At 62.2% G+C, this 16,830-nt stretch carries 16 protein-coding genes; 7 read left to right on the top strand and 9 right to left on the bottom strand.

The features are described from left to right. Positions 1-236 (top strand): transposase (locus tag NKJ93_RS19070; RefSeq protein WP_352590719.1); only part of this gene is annotated, 236 nt, incomplete at its 5' end. A gap of 290 nt (positions 237-526) precedes the next feature. Here NKJ93_RS19070 and NKJ93_RS19065 read toward each other — a convergent pair. Next, the gene (locus NKJ93_RS19065) at positions 527-1,858 is read right to left on the bottom strand and encodes a PQQ-dependent sugar dehydrogenase (RefSeq protein WP_023720304.1); all 1,332 of its coding nucleotides are present in this window, start codon (positions 1,856-1,858) and stop codon (positions 527-529) included. Between the two features lie 402 nt (positions 1,859-2,260). Between NKJ93_RS19065 and NKJ93_RS19060 the strand changes: the two genes are divergently transcribed. Beyond that, positions 2,261-3,220, top strand: a complete 960-nt coding sequence (locus tag NKJ93_RS19060) for a DMT family transporter (protein ID WP_023720303.1) — start codon at positions 2,261-2,263, stop codon at positions 3,218-3,220. 137 nt (positions 3,221-3,357) lie between these two features. On the opposite strand, the gene NKJ93_RS19055 is transcribed toward NKJ93_RS19060, so the two are convergent. From NKJ93_RS19055 to NKJ93_RS19040, 4 genes are read right to left on the bottom strand one after another with little or no spacing between them, the layout of a single operon-like run. Beyond that, on the bottom strand, positions 3,358-4,194 hold the full coding sequence (locus NKJ93_RS19055; RefSeq protein WP_352590716.1) for an N-acyl homoserine lactonase family protein: 837 nt from the start codon (positions 4,192-4,194) through the stop codon (positions 3,358-3,360). A 10-nt stretch (positions 4,195-4,204) separates the two neighbouring features. After that, entirely contained in the window at positions 4,205-5,200 is a 996-nt protein-coding gene (locus tag NKJ93_RS19050; protein ID WP_352482025.1) for an ABC transporter permease, read from the bottom strand. Positions 5,201-5,223: 23 nt separating this feature from the next. Further along, the gene (locus NKJ93_RS19045; RefSeq protein WP_023720300.1) at positions 5,224-6,726 is read right to left on the bottom strand and encodes a sugar ABC transporter ATP-binding protein; all 1,503 of its coding nucleotides are present in this window, start codon (positions 6,724-6,726) and stop codon (positions 5,224-5,226) included. 56 nt (positions 6,727-6,782) lie between these two features. Next, positions 6,783-7,724, bottom strand: a complete 942-nt coding sequence (locus NKJ93_RS19040; RefSeq protein ID WP_352590713.1) for a sugar ABC transporter substrate-binding protein — start codon at positions 7,722-7,724, stop codon at positions 6,783-6,785. Between the two features lie 158 nt (positions 7,725-7,882). Here NKJ93_RS19040 and NKJ93_RS19035 point away from each other — a divergent pair, with 158 nt between their 5' ends. Then, on the top strand, positions 7,883-8,896 hold the full coding sequence (locus NKJ93_RS19035; RefSeq protein ID WP_023720298.1) for a LacI family DNA-binding transcriptional regulator: 1,014 nt from the start codon (positions 7,883-7,885) through the stop codon (positions 8,894-8,896). Here the strand turns inward: NKJ93_RS19035 and NKJ93_RS19030 are convergent. After that, positions 8,839-9,147, bottom strand: a complete 309-nt coding sequence (locus NKJ93_RS19030; RefSeq protein WP_156948117.1) for an ROK family protein — start codon at positions 9,145-9,147, stop codon at positions 8,839-8,841. The genes NKJ93_RS19035 and NKJ93_RS19030 overlap by 58 nt on opposite strands. An 18-nt stretch (positions 9,148-9,165) precedes the next feature. After that, positions 9,166-9,519, bottom strand: a complete 354-nt coding sequence (locus tag NKJ93_RS19025) for a winged helix-turn-helix transcriptional regulator (protein WP_023720297.1) — start codon at positions 9,517-9,519, stop codon at positions 9,166-9,168. Between the two features lie 121 nt (positions 9,520-9,640). Here NKJ93_RS19025 and NKJ93_RS19020 point away from each other — a divergent pair, with 121 nt between their 5' ends. Together NKJ93_RS19020 and NKJ93_RS19015 are read left to right on the top strand one after the other, a co-directional pair. After that, on the top strand, positions 9,641-11,077 hold the full coding sequence (locus NKJ93_RS19020; protein WP_352482023.1) for an MFS transporter: 1,437 nt from the start codon (positions 9,641-9,643) through the stop codon (positions 11,075-11,077). A gap of 353 nt (positions 11,078-11,430) precedes the next feature. After that, positions 11,431-11,763, top strand: a complete 333-nt coding sequence (locus NKJ93_RS19015; RefSeq protein WP_352482021.1) for an antibiotic biosynthesis monooxygenase family protein — start codon at positions 11,431-11,433, stop codon at positions 11,761-11,763. A gap of 214 nt (positions 11,764-11,977) precedes the next feature. On the opposite strand, the gene NKJ93_RS19010 is transcribed toward NKJ93_RS19015, so the two are convergent. Next, a complete protein-coding gene (locus NKJ93_RS19010) occupies positions 11,978-12,856 on the bottom strand; it encodes an NAD(P)-dependent oxidoreductase (protein ID WP_352590710.1) in 879 nt (292 codons plus the stop codon). Positions 12,857-12,995: 139 nt separating this feature from the next. Between NKJ93_RS19010 and NKJ93_RS19005 the strand changes: the two genes are divergently transcribed. Next, positions 12,996-13,916 (top strand): LysR substrate-binding domain-containing protein, encoded by a 921-nt coding sequence (locus tag NKJ93_RS19005; RefSeq protein WP_352590707.1) that lies wholly within the window; start codon positions 12,996-12,998, stop codon positions 13,914-13,916. A gap of 294 nt (positions 13,917-14,210) precedes the next feature. Here the strand turns inward: NKJ93_RS19005 and NKJ93_RS19000 are convergent, their stop codons facing one another. Then, complete coding sequence (locus tag NKJ93_RS19000; RefSeq protein WP_352590704.1) at positions 14,211-15,407, bottom strand: ROK family transcriptional regulator; 1,197 nt, start codon at positions 15,405-15,407, stop codon at positions 14,211-14,213. A 143-nt stretch (positions 15,408-15,550) separates the two neighbouring features. On the opposite strand from NKJ93_RS19000, the gene NKJ93_RS18995 reads away from it, so the two are divergent. Beyond that, entirely contained in the window at positions 15,551-16,816 is a 1,266-nt protein-coding gene (locus NKJ93_RS18995) for an ABC transporter substrate-binding protein (protein WP_352590701.1), read from the top strand. Positions 16,817-16,830 lie beyond the last annotated feature (14 nt).

Here is a 16,830-nt window from a genome sequence, read left to right as displayed (position 1 = left end):
TGCCGCTTGCCCACCACAAGCACATGAAGTCGACGAACATGCTGGAGCGGCTGAACCAGGAGATCAAGCGGCGCACCCTGGTCGTTCGCATCTTCCCCAACCCGCGGAGCTGCCTGCGGCTGGTTCGGGCATTGGCGGTCGAGATCCACGAGAACTGGCTCGAGGCGACCCGCTATCTCAACATGGATCATCTGCGCGAGCACAAGAAGGAGAGCCTGAGAGCATTGGCCGCCTGAGCACCGCCGTGTGTCCGCCGCTCCGCTAAACACGGGGGCTGCGCGGCGGACACGCCGACGTCACAGCTACTGCCACGCCATTTTTGCAGATCATAGTGCATGAAGCTGACGAGCCAAATGCCTCCGGCCAAAAGCCAAAAGTGTTACCCATGTGTCCGGTACAAAATGTCACCTATGTCTCGGGTCGCTCAGCCTGCCATATGCATCGAGATCGTAGCCGAATGCAGCCATATCGGGCGTGGCGCTGTAGCCGAAGGCTGGTGAGGTCGGAATCAGAAAGGCACCTGCGCTCAACGGCCATTCGCCCGGCGGACCCGCCAGATGACGTTACCGACGTCGTCGGCGACGAGCAGTGCGCCAGTCTGATCGATAGCAACGCCGACCGGACGGCCCATCGCCTCGCCATTACGCCCGATGAAGCCAGTGAGCACATCTTTCGGAGGACCGCTCGGTTTGCCGCCATGGAACGGCACGAAGATCACCTTGTAGCCGCTGTGCACGCTTCTATTCCACGAGCCGTGCTGGCCGACGAAGGCGCCGTTGCCGTAGGTCGGACCGAGCCGGGCGCCTTTGGAGAAGGTCAGTCCCAGCGAGGCGGTATGAGAGCCCAGGGCGTAATCGGGCTTGACCGCCGTCGCCACGAGATCGGGGCGCTGCGGCTTAGCGCGTTCGTCGACGTTCTGTCCGTAGTAGCTGTAGGGCCAGCCGTAGAAAGCGCCGTCACGAACCGAGGTCATGTAATCCGGCACGAGATCGTCGCCGATCTCGTCACGCTCGTTCACGGCGACCCAAAGCTCGCCAGTTTCAGGATTCCAGGAGAGCCCGTTCGGGTTGCGCAGGCCCGAGGCGAAGACCCGCGTGCGGCGGGTCGACCGATCCACTTCAAGGACAGTGGCGCGGTTCTTCTCCGCGGCTATGCCGTTTTCTCCAACGTTGCTGTTGGAACCAACGGTGACATAGAGCTTGCGTCCATCCGGACTTGCGATCACGTCCTTGGTCCAATGATGGTTGAGGTCCCCGGCCGGCAAGTCGATGATCTTTTCCGGCGACGTGCTGACTCGGGTCTGGCCATTGGAGTAGAGGAAAGCGACGAGCGCGTCGGTGTTCGCGACAAAGAGCTTGCCTTTGGACAGCGTCATGCCGAAGGGCGAATTGAGGCCTTCCGCGAACGTCGTGCCCACATCCGCAATGCCGTCGCCATCGGTGTCGCGCAGCAGCGTGATGCGATTGGCGCTTTTGGTCGCGGCGCCAGCCCGCTTCATAGCCAGGTCCATGAAGACCTTTCTAAGACTGAAGCCTTCGTCATGCTTGGCAGGGGCATTGGTTTCAGCAACCAGAACGTCGCCGTTCGGAAGCACATGCAGCCAGCGCGGATGGTCGAGGCCGGTGGCGAAGGCGTTCACTGTCAGCCCCTTCGCCGGGGTCGGCATACCTCCTTTCTGCCAGCCTTTCGCCTCGGCGATGTTAACAGTCGGGATCAGCGTCGGTCTTGGTTTCGGTAAAGTGGGGTTGGGGCCATAGCCGGTTATTGCCCCGGTTTTTTGCGCCGGGATGCCGGCGCAGCTTGCCATGACGGCGCCCAACACCGCTACGAGTACGCTCCCTCGGAAGCCGGCATGCATCGGACGTCCTCCGCATGGATATGTGTCGCGCTCTTTGTGCAAACGGAAGTCAGTGGCTTATTCTTCCAATTGCTTCGAAAAAAACAGCGGCGCTCGTGATCCGAGGGCCAGGAATTCGCGACAGATCTGCTCTCGGCAGAAATATGGCGCGAGAAGATTGTGGCAACCGCGCGAATATCTGTCGCGCAATATGAATCTCAGATTCGTATCGCGCGAAATCGATACGGCTTGCGCTTTTCGGTATCGAGTTGCTCATGGGCCAACATGCGTTCGAATGGAACGAGACCGTGAACGGCGGGACCCACAATGACCCACCGATTGCACCAGCCGGTGAAACAGCTGTTGTTGCTGCTTAGCAAGACGCTGCAAATCTGCTAAAGTCTGCGATGGGAGGAGACGGATATCCAATCACTGCCGATAGCACAGCCAAATGTAGCTAAGGCGACACCCGGCGCATCACTTCCGCTCGCCTATTCCCTCGCGACGCTCTGCTGGCTCCTGTCCGCCGGCGTCTATATTGCCGCTAAGTGGGTTGCCCCCGAGATGCCGCCTTGGGCCCTCTGCTTCTGGCGGCTGACGCTCGCCTGCGCGATCCTGCTGCCTATCGTCCATCGTCATCACGGGGCGATGCTCGTGCTGATCCAATCCCGGGTGATCGAGGTGCTGGTCATCGGCGCCATCGGGCTGACCTTGTGTCAGGGCATGATCTACACGGGCCTCAACTACACCAACGCGACAACCGCCGGCATCATCATGGCGCTGTCGCCGATCATGACCATGGTGCTTGCCCGCTTCGTGCTTGGCGAGCCCCTCGGTGTCTGGAAAGCGCTTGGAGCGCTGGTCGCTCTGGCTGGGATGGTGGTGATCGTGGCGCGCGGCGACCTTGCCGCGCTGATGCAGCTACGGTTCAATCCCGGCGAGTTGTGGATCGTCGGCAGCGCGCTTTGCTGGGGCCTCTACACCGTGCTGCTGCGTCGCGCGAAATTCGGCATTGAGCTTCTGCCGATGGTGGTCCTGCTGCTGGGAGCCGGCGCGCTGGCCGCACTGCCTCTCTATCTCTGGGAACTGTTTTCCGGGGATCGTTCGGCGCTGCATGCGAACGGCCTTCTGGCCCTCGCCTATGTTGCCGGCCCGGGCGGCGCTCTGATGTACTATCTCTACAACCGCAGCGTCGAGACGCTTGGCGCCGGGCGCGCCAGCATGCTGCTCTATCTGCAGACCGCCTTCGTCGCCGTGCTCGCTTATCTGTTCCTTGGCGAAAGCTTGCACGACTACGATCTCGCCGGCGCCGCCTTCATCGTCGCCGGCCTGCTGCTCGCCACCGCGATCAAGCCGAGGCAGCGCACGGTGCGTGTCGCGTAGCGAACCTCAGCACCGTCGCTTCGGCCAGCAATTCGTAAGTCTTTTGACAGTCCTTTCGGCCGGAGCGGCCCATGAGAGCTGCGTCACCGGTCGAGCTCCGTACGAAGAGGCTGCCGCGAAGGCCGCCTTCGATTTTCCTATCCGGCCCTGACGATCCGGAACCCTTCGACTTCCGCAATGACCGGCAGACCCTTCCATCGCTCTATGTCGTGCAGGACGATCAGTTGCCCAAGATCGCCGCCGATCGCGGTGTTGATGCGGTCGATGGTCTTCAGCTGCTCCCAAACACTGCCGACGGCATTGTTCAGCGGCGCATAGACGCCGTCGTGCTTGTGTCCGGTGATCTGGCGCTTCGAATAGACACAGTCGCCGGAGACGACCAGTTTGCCCCGCGCGGACTGGACGATGACGAATTGCTGTCCGATCGTGTGGCCGCTTCCCAGCCGTACATGGATGCCCGGCAGCACGTCGTCCTTGTCGCCATCGATCAGCGAAACGCGGTGTTCGACCGATGCATCAAGGGCGGCGCGCAACGTGTCGGGATCGATGATGGCGGTGAGATAACCGAACCGCGGCGGCAATGCGATCGCCTCATACCAGGACAGCAATTCGCTTTTCTGGATATAGAGATTTGCATTCGGGAACTCGGCGATCGATCCCATGTGATCGAAATGCGCATGGGTCACAAAAATGTCGGTGATCGCGCCGGCTGCAATGCCAAGCTCGCCCAGCATGCGAACCGGCGAAATCCAGTGGGGAATGTCGAACTTCAGCGAGAAGGCTGTGCTCGTTTCCTGAATGAAGCCGGTGTCGACCAGCACGTTGCGGTCGCCATGGCGTAGCAGGACAAAGGAGAAGGGCAGATCGACCTTGCCATCGTCATACATGCCTGCGACGAGATCCACCCAGGGCTGCTGCTTCGATCGGGCGAATTCGACGACGTAAACCTCCCAATGCGTGTTTTCGCTTGTCATGCTTTCTCCTTCAGCGTTCCGCCAGCGAGCGGCCCAGGCTCGCCATGCCCACGGCAATGATCAGGATGGCGCCCTGCAACACATATTGCGAGAAGGTCGGGGCGCCGAAAATGTTGAGGCCGTTGAAGCCGAAGGCGATGATGAGAGCGCCGACCAATGTGCCGAGCACATGGAATTCCCCGTCACGCAGCGTCGCCGAACCAAGGAACACAGCCGCGAATGCGGTGAGCAAGTAGGAGTCCGCGGCGCTGGCCGTGCCGCTGCCGAGACGCGAGGCAAGCAGTATTCCGGTCAGCGCCGCGCACATTCCCGAAATGACGAAACCGAGGATCTTGATACGATCGACATTCACGCCGGCAAGGCGGGCAGCCACCGCATTGCCGCCCACGGCCTGGATCTCCTGGCCGAGCGGCGTTCGCTCGACCAGCACCCAAAGCCCGCCGAGAACGAGGATCATGACGATGATGTTGTTGGGAATGCCGAACAGCCAGCGGCCAAGGGAAAGCTGGAGAAATGCCTCCGGCACGCCCGCCACAATGGGAACGCCGGCGGAATAGGCGAAGGCCAGGCCTGTAAGGATCGTTCCGACGCCCAGCGTCGCAATGACGGAATTGACCTTGATCTTGGTGACGATGAAGCCGTTGACCAGACCGATCACCGCGCCCAGCGCGATGACGATGACCACCGCAAGCGGGATTGGCAGCTTGTCGTGGACGACGAAGCCGGTGATCAGAATGCCGTGCAGGCTGGCGGCAAAGCCTATGGAGAGATCGAGTTCGCCAACGACAACGGCCAGTGTCAGCCCGCCGGCAATGATCATGGCCAGCGAAGCCTGGTTCAGCACATTGGTGAAATTGCCCACGGTTGGAAAGGCGGCGGGCGACAGGATCGAAAACGTGACGATCATCGCCAGAAGCCCAATGATCGTCCCATAGCGGGCAAAGATACCGAGCGCCGCCTTGGTTCCGGGCGACAGACGCCGGGCGCTTATCGCAACATCGCTCATCAGGGATGGTCCTCCATCAGTGCTTAGGGTTCGACATAGCTTGCCTCGACGATTGCCTTCCGCGACATGGCTAGGCCGGTCAGCTCGCGAACGATGCGGCCTTCCGCCATCACCAGAACGCGATCGCACAGCTCAGGCAACTCGTCCGGTTCCGACGAAATCACCAGAACCGCCATTCCTGCCTCGGCTTGCTGGCGGATCAGTCGGTGGATCTCGGTGCGCGCTCCGATATCGACGCCTCGCGTCGGCTCGTCGAGGATCAGCACCTTCGGTATGCGTTGGAGCCAGCGGCCGATCGCCACCTTCTGCTGATTGCCGCCGCTGAGACGGCCGACCGGCGTGCTCGCGTTCCGCGCCTTTATCGACAGGGCGCGGATCATCTCGCCGGCCATAGACGTGCGGGCGCGGCGGTTCATCAGCGGCAGGTAGCGACCGAAAGCGACCCTGTCGAGATTGGCGATGCTCAGATTGAAGGCGATACTCTTGGACAGGAAGAGCGCTTCCGCCCGGCGCTCCTCCGGGACCAGCCCAAGCCCCACCTGGACGGCCGCCGCGGGGGAAGAGGGCGTATAGGGCCGGCCCATCAGCGCCATCTCGCCGCTGTCCGGCCGGTCCGCCCCGAAAAGCAGCCGCGCGAGCTCCGTTCGTCCGGCGCCGACAAGGCCGCCGATGCCCAACACTTCGCCGGCGTGAAGCTCAAGGCTGACGCCGCGGACTTTCGGCACCCGCGTCAGGTTCTTCGCTTCCAGCACGACACCGCCGCGTGCCCTTGCGGTGGCCGTCCTTTGAGTGTCGCGAATTGCACCGCCGACGATCGCCTCGACCAGCGCGGGGCGGTGGAGCGCGTCTCCGGCGAGTTCGGCGACGGAGCGGCCATCGCGGAAGACCGACACGCGCGTGCACAGGTTCAGGATCTCGTCCAGCCGGTGCGAGATGTAGAGCACCGACACCCCTGACGCGGAAAGATCGCGGACAATCGCAAACAGCCGTTCCGCTTCACCTGCGGCAAGCGATGCGGTCGGTTCGTCCATGACGATCAGGCGCGCCTTGCGCACCAGGGCGCGGCAAATGTTGATCAGCCATATCTCGGCCGTCGAAAGTCCCTTCACGCTGGCGTTGAGCGGCGCCGATATGCCGACGCGACCGGCGATCGGCGCAACGTCACGCGCGATTGCACGCCAATCGGTCAGCCCGAAGCGCGTTTTCTTCGGGACGCCCAGCATGATGTTCTGCAGCACGGTCATGCCCGGCACGAACGCAAGCTCCTGATGGATGAAGCTCATGCCGAGTTCGGTCGCCCGCTGCGGCGTGCCAATCTCCTGGCGGCGGCCGTCGAGCTCGATACGACCGGCGTCGGGATGGTTCAGTCCGGCGAGGATGCGGATGAAGGTCGACTTGCCTGCACCGTTGGCGCCGACAAGGCCATGGATTTCACCCGGCGCAATATCGAGCGATACGCCTTTCAGCGCTTGGGTGCCGCCGAAGGCCTTTGCGATATCGCGTGCGACCAGCAATGGGACCGTCATTTCAGCGCCGCCCGGCTGCGGCGCACCTCTTGTGAACGCCGCCGCCAAACCAAGTCCTACTTTATGGCTTCCGGATGGTCCTTGAGGAAGGCGTCGACGGTTTCCTTGGTCACCAGCACCGCCGGAACCTCGGCTGCCTTGGCTTGCCATGCGCCGCCTGCGTCCTTGATGTCCTTCAACATCTTGACCATGTTGTAGCCCTCGGTGAAGCTGTCCTGCCAGGCCGTGGCGGTCATGAAGCCATTCTTGATGTTCTCCAGCGCCTGGGCATTGCCGTTGATGCCGTAGACGAGAACGTCGTCGCGCCCCTGGGCGCGCAACGAGCCGATAGCGCCAATCGCCGGGTCGTCCCAGCATCCCCAGATCGCCAGGTTTTCGTTGCCGGCCGGATGCGACGCCAGCCACGCATTGGCGTACTGGGCGCCGTCCTCGAAATAGCCGGGAATACGCACCTCGTTCTTGGTGACGGTGATCTCGGGGTGTTTGGCGACGATCTCGTCCATGACGACTTCGCGGTTCCGGCAGACTTCGCCGGTCCGGTAGGTGAGCGCCAGTATCGAGCCCTTGCCGTCCATCTTCTTGACCATCAGATCCACGACCGGAATCGCCATCGGGCCGCCCGAGCCGTTGGTTGCGGCAACGGTCGAGCCGAGCCCGCCGCCCCAGGTCACCACAGGTATTCCAGCGTCGCCTGCGGCGGCCAGACCGGCGCCGATCGACGAATAGGGAAACACCATGTCGATGATCGCATCCGCCTTGAGCTGCGCGAAATTCTGGATCGCCGCGTTCGCCTGGTCGGCGCTGCCGGCGGCATCCACGACGTTGGTCTTCCAGCCAAGCTCGTCGGCGGCCTTCGTCGCGCCCTGGATGTAGCGGACATTGTTGGCCTCGGTGGCGCTTATCGACACAACGCCAAGAAGCGGCTTGTCCTGCGCGGCAGCGCTGGCCGTCGCGAGCGAGAGCGCTCCTGCGGCAATAATGCAAGCTAGATTTTTCATGGTGTTCCTCCCTTCGCCTAGTCTGCCGTCAGAGCCCCTTGACAGCAAACCGTTTCGCTAATGTCCTGCAAAACGCAGTCCAATGCAAGCATGAATCCGCTGGACACAGGGATAAATCTGAACCAAAGTTCAGCGAAACGATTAGCTATCGGGGCAAAATGGCCACCATCAAAGACGTCGCCAGAACGGCAGGCGTATCGACTGCGACGGTTTCGGCCGTCATGAACGATACGGCCTTTGTCAGTCCCGAGCTGAGGGCTCGCGTCGTCACCGCCATTCGCGAGCTGCGCTATGAGCCGTCGCTGGCCGCCCGCAATCTGCGTCGCAACCGCAGCCAGCTGATCGCCCTTGCGGTGGCCGATCTCTCGAACCCGTTTTACGCACGCATCGTCTGGTCGGCCGAGGCAGCGGTCGCGGCATGGGGTTATTCACTCGTTCTCTTCAACAGCGATGAAAAGCCCGACACCGAACGGCGCATCCTGTCGCGGATTCGCACCCTCGGTTGCGACGGAATGGTTCTGGTTCCGGTGGGCGCCGCAAATCAATATCAGCCGCATGAGTTCGAAGGCATCGCGACCGTTCTTCTAGGTCGACCGATCGAAGGCAACAGCGCCGATACGGTGAGCATAGACAATCGGGCAGCCGGCAGGCAGGCGGTCGACTACCTGCTCGATCTTGGGCATCGCCGCATAGGTTCGGTCACCGGGCCGATGCAACTGTCGACCAGCAAGGGCAGGCTTGACGGCATGATCGACGCGATGGCCGCGCGGGGATTAACTCCGCAGCCTGGCCATGTCAGGTCCGGCGAATTTCGCGAGGAGGCCGCCTATTCGGTGGCCCGCGACATGATGGGTTCGCCCGACCGTCCCACGGCGATCTATGTCGCGAACGGCGTCATGGCGATCGGCGTGATGCGCGCCATTGCCGATCTCGGCTTGCGCTGTCCGCAAGACGTCTCGGTCGCCTCTACCGACACCGTCGCAGGCGCCGGAGGCCTGAAGCCGCGACTGACGAGAACGGAACATCCCATTGCCGACATGACCAACGAAGCGCTGCGCCTGCTCGTCGACCGCATCGAGGAAAGAGTGTCGGAGCCCGTGCGCAACATCGTTTTTCAGCCGGCACTGATCGTTGGCGAGAGCTGCGCGCCGCTGCGTAAGGATATCGGGTGACGGACCCGCAATGGTGCGGAACAACGAGCCTCAGAGCACCGCTGAAGCGAAGCCGGATCATCGAAGCCGGCCGTGCTGGACAATGGCCCGCCGACGCCCAGATCGACCTTGAGGAGCACGAAGTCGTCTTGGCCGACGGCCGCACCCCACATCAACTCCGCAATGGCCGAGCAGTTGCTCTCATTTTCGGCGAAGATCGGCTGTTCGAGGGTCGGCCCAAACAAGGTCGGAACGATACTCGCGCACAGCACACCGCCGCACCTAAGGCGCTACGCCTTGACCAGCGACATTGGTCGATCCCGTGTCAGTCGATCCGAATGCTTGAGACCCCAGTGCGCAAGCGGAGCAAGAGCGTCGTCCAGCTCCAGACCTAGGTCAGTCAACGAGTATGCGACGCGAGGCGGAACCTCCCCAAAATCGTGTCGGTCAAGGAGTCCGTCCGCCACCATCTCTCGCAAATGCTGGATGAGCATCTTCTCGCTCATGTCGGGAATAAGGCGACGCAACTCGCCAAACCGCCGCGGCTGCTTCCGGCAAAGCCAGAGGATCGTGCCTTTCCACTTGCCGCTGATCACAAGGAATGCCGGCCCCAGGCCGCAGGCTTCAGGTAAGTTCGTTGCCATCACATCGCTCCGATAGGGTACCTACAAAATAGTAGGTACTTGCCAAACCGGCGGTAAGTCAATCACCCTTGCGCCTCCCTCGTGGCGTTATCGCGCCGCAGGCAAGCAAAAGGACTTTCCCATGGATATCCCATCCAAGAATTTTTCCGCCGCACCCGATCCACGACGCTGGATTGCATTGGCGGTACTTTGCGTAGCCTTCTTTATGGTTTGCCTTGACGGACAGATCGTCCTCCTCGCCTTACCCTCGATCGAGGCACAACTCGGTTTCACCCCATCCGCGGTGCAGTGGGTGATGAGCGCCTACATGCTGGCTCTGGGCGGGCTTCTTCTTCTCGGGGGTCGAGTATCGGATCTGTTGGGTCGGCGGCGCCTGTTCATGGCGAGCACAGCTGCTTTCCTTGTCGCCTCGCTGGCGTGCGGGCTTTCCGGCAATCCAGGATTTCTCATCGGTGCCCGGGTTGTTCAAGGAATTGCCGCTGCCGTATTGACCCCCAGCGCCCTATCGATCCTCATGACCACCTTCGAGGGAAATGAACGGAATCGAGCCCTGGGGCTATGGTCCGCGATGGGAGCCGGCGGGGCCACCGCCGCGCTGCTGGTGGGTGGACCGCTTGCCGATTGGCCCGGTTGGCGCTGGGTGTTCTTCATTAATGTCCCCATCTGCGCCATGATCCTGGGGCTCAGCCCGTTCACGCTGCGCGAGAGCCGTGCTATCGGCAGCCGCGGTGGCTTCGATCTCGGCGGCGCCGTGACGATTACCGCGGCGCTCGTGGCATTCGTACTGGCGATCACCGAGGTTCCCAGCGTTGGCTGGGCCCATCCGAAAACCCTGGGCCTGTTGGGTGCAACGCTCGGACTGCTCGGCGCATTCGTGCTGATCGAAAGGCGGGTGAATAACCCGCTTGTTCCCCTTGCCATCTTTCGGTCTCGCTCATTTGTCGGCGGGAACCTGACCATGCTCTTCGCCGGGGCGCTCGTATTCGGCATGGCACTTTTGGTGTCGCTTTATGCCCAGAAGGTCCTGGGTTACTCGCCGCTTGTCGTTGGCCTTGGCACGATGATCTATGCAATCCTGTCGATCGTCTCCTCAACACTGACGGGTAAATGGATCGGTCGGGCCGGGGCGCGTGCGATTGCCGTGATCGCCATGCTCTTGATGGGCGCTGGGTGCGCACTCTTCACCTTCATTGTTCCCGAAGGCACCTACCTCGCGCATCTGCTTCCGGGCTTGATCGCCTTCGGGCCTGGTATCGGAATGGCTGCCGTTGCCGGTTCCGTTGCAGCTCTCTCGAAGGTCAAGGAAGCCGACGCAGGCCTCGCGTCCGGGATAAACAGCGCGATGTTCCAGATTGGCGCTGCTCTGGGGGTAGCTATCACCGCCACCGTCGCTGTCTCGATGACGGGGACGTCGGATACCCCCGCAGCACTGACCGCAGGGTATGCGGCGGGCTTTTGGGCCTGTGTGATCATCGCCGCCACCGGTGCAACGCTTGCGCTGCTCCTTCTTTCGCGGGACAGAACGCCGGCCCCTGCGCCGGTGCACGTCGGGGTATGAGGAATTGGGGAGCCGCCGTCGCGGCTCCCCTACCAGATGCGCAAACGCGAGGCGGCACAGCCTGCGACGGGCCATATGGGTTGCATCATACAAGTCAATATGTAGGCTGTGCCGATGCTTAGACGCGTCTACGAAACCAGAACTGCTCAGCAGCGCGCGCCCCGGCCCGATCGAGTTCCGCGACGCCTTGGGCCGACAGCGAATCGAGTTGTAGTTGCCCCGCGTCGACGACGATACGCTGGCTGACGTCGCCGACGTGGTTGCCCAGCCTGGCTCAGCGCGGCCAGAGTTGTGCATTAGATATTTGAGGCCCACATGCCGCTGCTTGGCGGCAACGCATCGAGGAGAGCAAGATGGTTATTCGTCAATGGCGCGCTCGCGCCGCGGCGTCCAATCCGCACGGTTATCCCAACCACTTCAGAACCAGTGTCCTTCCGGCATTGCTCCAGACGGCCGGATTTCTCGGAGCGCAGTTGAGCGTGCGCAAAGTTGATGCCGAAATCGAATTTCAGGTGCAGACCCGGTGGCAATCGATGGAGGCCATCGGCAGATTTGCCGGGTCAGATGTCGAAAAGGCGGTCGTCGAACCGGGCGCTGTCGCCGAGCTGCTCTCCTTCGATCCGCGTGTATGCCACTACGACGTCATTGAGGACGCAGGGAAGTCGTCCGGATCAAGCGGAGCCTGACCGAGTGTTCCAGCCATCATCCCGTGCAAAACTCGAATTCCAGCCGACCGCCGGGAGTGTATCCCGCATCGCCGCGCGAGGAGAGGATGACGAACCGCTTGCCGGCGGGCAGCGAACCCCGAAGCTGGGTTCATTTTGGACGCTGGTGCACCGCCTCCCCGGGAGGCCGAGAATGTCGGCAGCGGCGAGGGATATGGCGCCATCCACGACGGCTTCACCCGCCTTTCCCGCTCTTTCGCCGGATCAGCTCGAAAACACCTGAAATATCCTCATCTCCGAATCCGCCTCCCACCCGTTTGCGGAACAGGTCCAGCATGGGGTCGAGCAGATGGGTGGCGACGCCCTGCTCCCGGGTAGCTGTGAGGATGTTGTCCAGTGAGGCGGCCTGCATCCCGAGGTTCGACACCACATTCACGCGATGCCTGCCGCTGTCGATCTTCTCCGCATATCCCGGCAGCTCGCCCATCATCGCGGTCATCCATGGGCCAAAGAGCTTGAGGAAAGCGCCCGCGCCAATGCCTTCGGAATCTACGAGCGCGGTAGCGTGGAAGAAGCCGGCGAAAAGGCCATACATGCCGCTAAGAAGGGCCAAGTCGTGCAGCGATGCCAGCCCGGCATCCCCGCCGAGATAGTTCGCGGCGCCAAGCGCCTCGAGCGTTCGGGCGTGCGCATCGAAGGCCGCTTTGGAGCCGCTGTAGAGGATAAGCGCATGTTCGCCGCCGATCATCGGAGGCGTCGCCATGATGCCGCCGTCGAGATAGGCGGCGCCCAGCTTGGCAATCCGCTCGGCCGTGGCGCGCGCCTGTGCCGGCGTGCCGTTGGTCAGATTGACCAGCGAACGCCCGGAGAGCGCCGATGCCGCATCATCGATCACCGAATCCGACGCGGCATAGTCCAGCACGCACATCACGGTGACGTCGCTTGCGGCGGTCGCGTCGGCGGCGGACTTCACCTCGCGCGCGCCTTTGGCAAGCAGTGATGCGGCCTTGCCGGGCGTGCGGTTCCAGACCGTGACCGTGTGGCCCTGCGAAAGAAATCGGGCGGTCAGCGCCTGCCCCATGGCCCCGAGGCCGAGGATCGAGATATTGGCCATGTACGTGCGTCCTTCTACGTTCCGAATTGCAGCCCCGCCCCACGGCGGCGGCTACAAAGAGATGCAATATTGGACGCAGAAGCAGTAGTGGGTTATCTGAAGACCTATCGTCCACATTTAGGAACGATGAGAGCTCCGGATGCTGAATCTCAACGACCTCCTCGTTTTCGTTCAAGTAGTTGATCATGGCGGCTTCGCTGCGGCGGGGCGTGCCCTGGGCATCCCCAAGTCCACTCTCAGCAAGCGGCTCTCCGAGCTGGAAAAGGCGATTGGCGTGCGTCTGGTCCAGCGGACCTCGCGCAGCTTCACCGTGACCGAGATCGGCCGAGATTTTCATCGTCATGCCGCCGCCATGCTGATCGAAGCGGAGGCGGCCGAGCATGTGATCAAGGGTCGCCTTGCGGAACCGAGCGGAACGGTGCGGATCACGGCATCGCTGCCGATCGCCCAGTTCCGTCTAGCGGCGATCCTCCCGCGTCTCGCAGCGAGCTATCCGAAGGTCCGCATCATGCTCGACGTCTCCGACAGGTTCGTGGACATCGTGCAGGAAGGTTTCGACATCGCCATCCGCAACCACTTCGCCCCGTTGCCGGATACCGAACTCGTGCAACGTCGCATCGATTACGACCCCGCCTGGCTCGTCGCCTCGCTCGACTATATTCGGAAGAACGGCATGCCTTCTCGACCCGAGGAAGCGAACGGGCTCGATGGGATTATGGCATCGTCGTCGGAGAGGGTCTGGACGCTTCACGATGGGCAAGGCGTCGTTGCGGAGGTCACGCCATCTCCGCGCTATATCGCCAACGAAACCGTCTCCTTGCGGGAAGCCGCGAGGGCCGGGCTCGGCGTGGCTTGCCTGGCGGGCAGCTTCTGTGCGCCGCTGATCGAGTCCGGCGCGCTTGTCCGCATCTTACCGGACTGGACAGCGCGTGGCGTGGCGACGACTCTGCTGATGCCGCATCGTCGCGGGCAGCTCCCCTCCGTTAGGGTCGTTGCCGACCATCTGATCGCTGAACTCTCGCAACGGCCACAAGGTGCAGACCCAATCAATGCAGGCTGATAGTCCTTGGGCGGGTACGTTGGAATCCTGGGCCGATCGCTGGGGCGTCGTGGGCGCCGAAGTGTGATGTCCGCTTACGTGCGACCAGACCCCAAATGTCGCAAAATGAGGGCCGAGCCGTCATCGCTTCAACGGATTCGAACTCAATCAGTCGCCGCCCCTGCTAGGCTGGCGTGCTCTGGCCGGCGCGTGCGCCGTAGGCGGCGGCAAATGGCGGTGTTTGGTGCACCCGAAGGGATTCGAACCCATGACCTCTGCCTTCGTACGGCAAGGTTTACCTGGAACGTAGCCATATCATCGCAGTCGGCTGTTGTGGCGCAGCACGAGGCCGACCGCGCCGAGCAATGCATCGTTCTCCGTGTGCTTGCCAACGATTATCCGCGTGCGCAGCGCGGGCGCCACATCGCGGGACTTGATGAGCGTGTGGCGTTCATATGACGCGATCAGTGGCGCCAGGAGAATGTCGCCCGCCAAGGCCATGCGGCCGCCGATGATAATGAGCGGCGGATTGAGCACCGAACCGATCAAGCCGAGCCCACGTCCGGCGAACTCGGCGGTGTCCTCGATCATCCGCAGCGCCCTTACGTCGCCCTGCTCGGCCATCATGATCACGTCGTCCATCGTGACCGGCCGCCGCACGATGCGCGAAATCTGCTCGAGCGGCCGGGCAAAGCTGGCATAGAGCTCCAGGCATCCGCGATTGCCGCACCGGCAAAGGTCACCGCTGGGATCGATGCTGATATGCCCGAATTCGCCGGCGCCGCCGGCGATGCCGCTCACCAGCCGGCCATGCTGGACAATGGCCCCGCCGACGCCCAGATCGACCTTGAACAGCACGAAGTCGTCTTGGCCGACGGCCGCACCCCACATCAACTCCGCAATGGCCGAGCAGTTGCTCTCATTGTCGGCGAAGATCGGCTGTTCGAGGGTCGGCCCAAACACATCGCGGATGTTGACCCCGGCCCAGGTCGGAACGATACTCGCGCGCAGCACCACTCCTTCGCGGCTGACTGGGCCCGAGACGGAGACCCCAACCCCCAGGAGCCCCGCCATCGGCAGACCGTTCTCTTCATAGCATCGGGCAATTACTGACTTGGCGAGCTGGGCCGCCTGCTGCGGCTGGTAGTCCAGGCCCATGGGGATAGTTTGTTCGACAATGAAAGAATGCGAGACGTCGGCGACGACGCATCGCATTTCGTCGAGGCCCAGATGGATGCCGACGCAGGTGCCCGCAGCGGGATTGAGCGTCAATGCCGTGGCAGGCCTGCCGATACCCCTGGCCGCGTCATGATGGGCCGAGGATTCGATCACCATCCCCGATTTTCTCAAGCCATTGAGCGCGGTTGAAACCGTCGACCGCGCCAAACCGGTAATGCGGGTAATTTGCGACGCAGAAAGCACGCCGCGCTCACGCAGGCATCGGACGATCAGGCTCTCCGGCGACGCGGACGGCCTGTCGATCAGCCAATTTCTAAGCGAAGGTTTGTTCATGATGAGCACAAAGGACGTTGACTGATAGCCCAAATATGTCATCTTGGAAAGAACGGAGATTACTGCATCTCACCGGCCATGACCTCAAATCGCGGGCCACAAGCGGTCGATACGAACCGTGCATCACCTATGGGAGTGAAACGATGAAATATCTGAGGACGGCCTTTGCGGCCGCTACCGCCTTCACCTTGCTTACCGGAGCAGCACTCGCGGAGCCCAAGACCAACCTCTTGCACCAATGGGCGACCGGATCGGACGCCCAGGCTATCGCCAAGCTCGGCGAGATGTTTACCGCCAAGGGTGGCACCTGGCAGCAGACCTCCATCGCCGGCCATACAGCCAACACATTGGCCAAACTGCGTGCCGATGTGATCGCCGGCAACGCACCTCCCGCTGTACAGCTCAAAGGCCCCGAGATCGCCGAATGGAACGAGACGGGCATGACAGCCAATCTCGACGACCTGGCGAAGGCGGAAAATTGGGAGAAGGTCGTCGCTCCCGAATTGCTGCCGGTGATGAAGCCGACGGGGAATTGGGTGGCGGCGCCGATGAACATCCACCGCATCAACTGGCTGTGGGCATCGCCAAAGGTCATGAAGGATGCGGGCGTCACCGAGATGCCGAAGACATGGGCGGAATTCAACGCCGCCTGCGACAAGATCGTGGCCAGCGGCAAGATCTGCATTTCGCACTCGACCGCCGACTGGACCGACTCGACGGTTTTCGAAGTGGTCGTGTACGGTCAGGACCTCGATCTCTACAAGAAAGCTTTCGTCGAGGGCGACGTCGATGCCATGCGCAGCGACGGCATGGTCAAGGCCTTCGAGCAGTTCCGCACCATGACCTCGAAGTACATGGACCCCGGCATGAATGGGCGTGACTGGGATACCATGTCGCACCTGGTCGGCCGCGGCGAGGCCGCCTTCCACATCATGGGCGACTGGACGATCGGCCTGCTGACGGCTGGCGGCTTCAAGGAGGGCACCGATTATGTCTGCGCCCAGGCGCCGACCGATTGGGGCAAGCCCGGCTTCATCCTGAATTCAGATTCGGTTGTGTTCTTCAAGCAGAAGGACCCGGACTACATCGAGGGACAGAAGCTGCTTGCCAGCATCATCCTATCGCCCGAGTTCCAGACCATTTTCAATCAGACCAAAGGCTCCATCCCGGCCCGCCTCGACGTCGATCTTTCGAACGGCTTCAATCCCTGCCAGCAACTCTCGCAAAAGGATCTGCAAGCCTCGATCGCCGCCGGCACGCTCGTCCGTTCCATGGCGCACAACATGACGGTGCCGCAAAAAGTCCGCGGCGCAATCATGGATACAATCACCGAGTTTGTGGCGACGCCGGATATGAGTGCGCAGGACGCGGCCAATGCCATGGCGGATGCGGCCGAAGCGCAGAAGTGAAGCTGCCGATGATG

The organism is Mesorhizobium sp. M0028, from assembly GCF_040323855.1.
In the GTDB taxonomy this organism is placed as follows: domain Bacteria; phylum Pseudomonadota; class Alphaproteobacteria; order Rhizobiales; family Rhizobiaceae; genus Mesorhizobium.
Note: the sequence above shows the minus strand (reverse complement) of the source record. Positions and strands in the feature narration are given on the sequence as shown.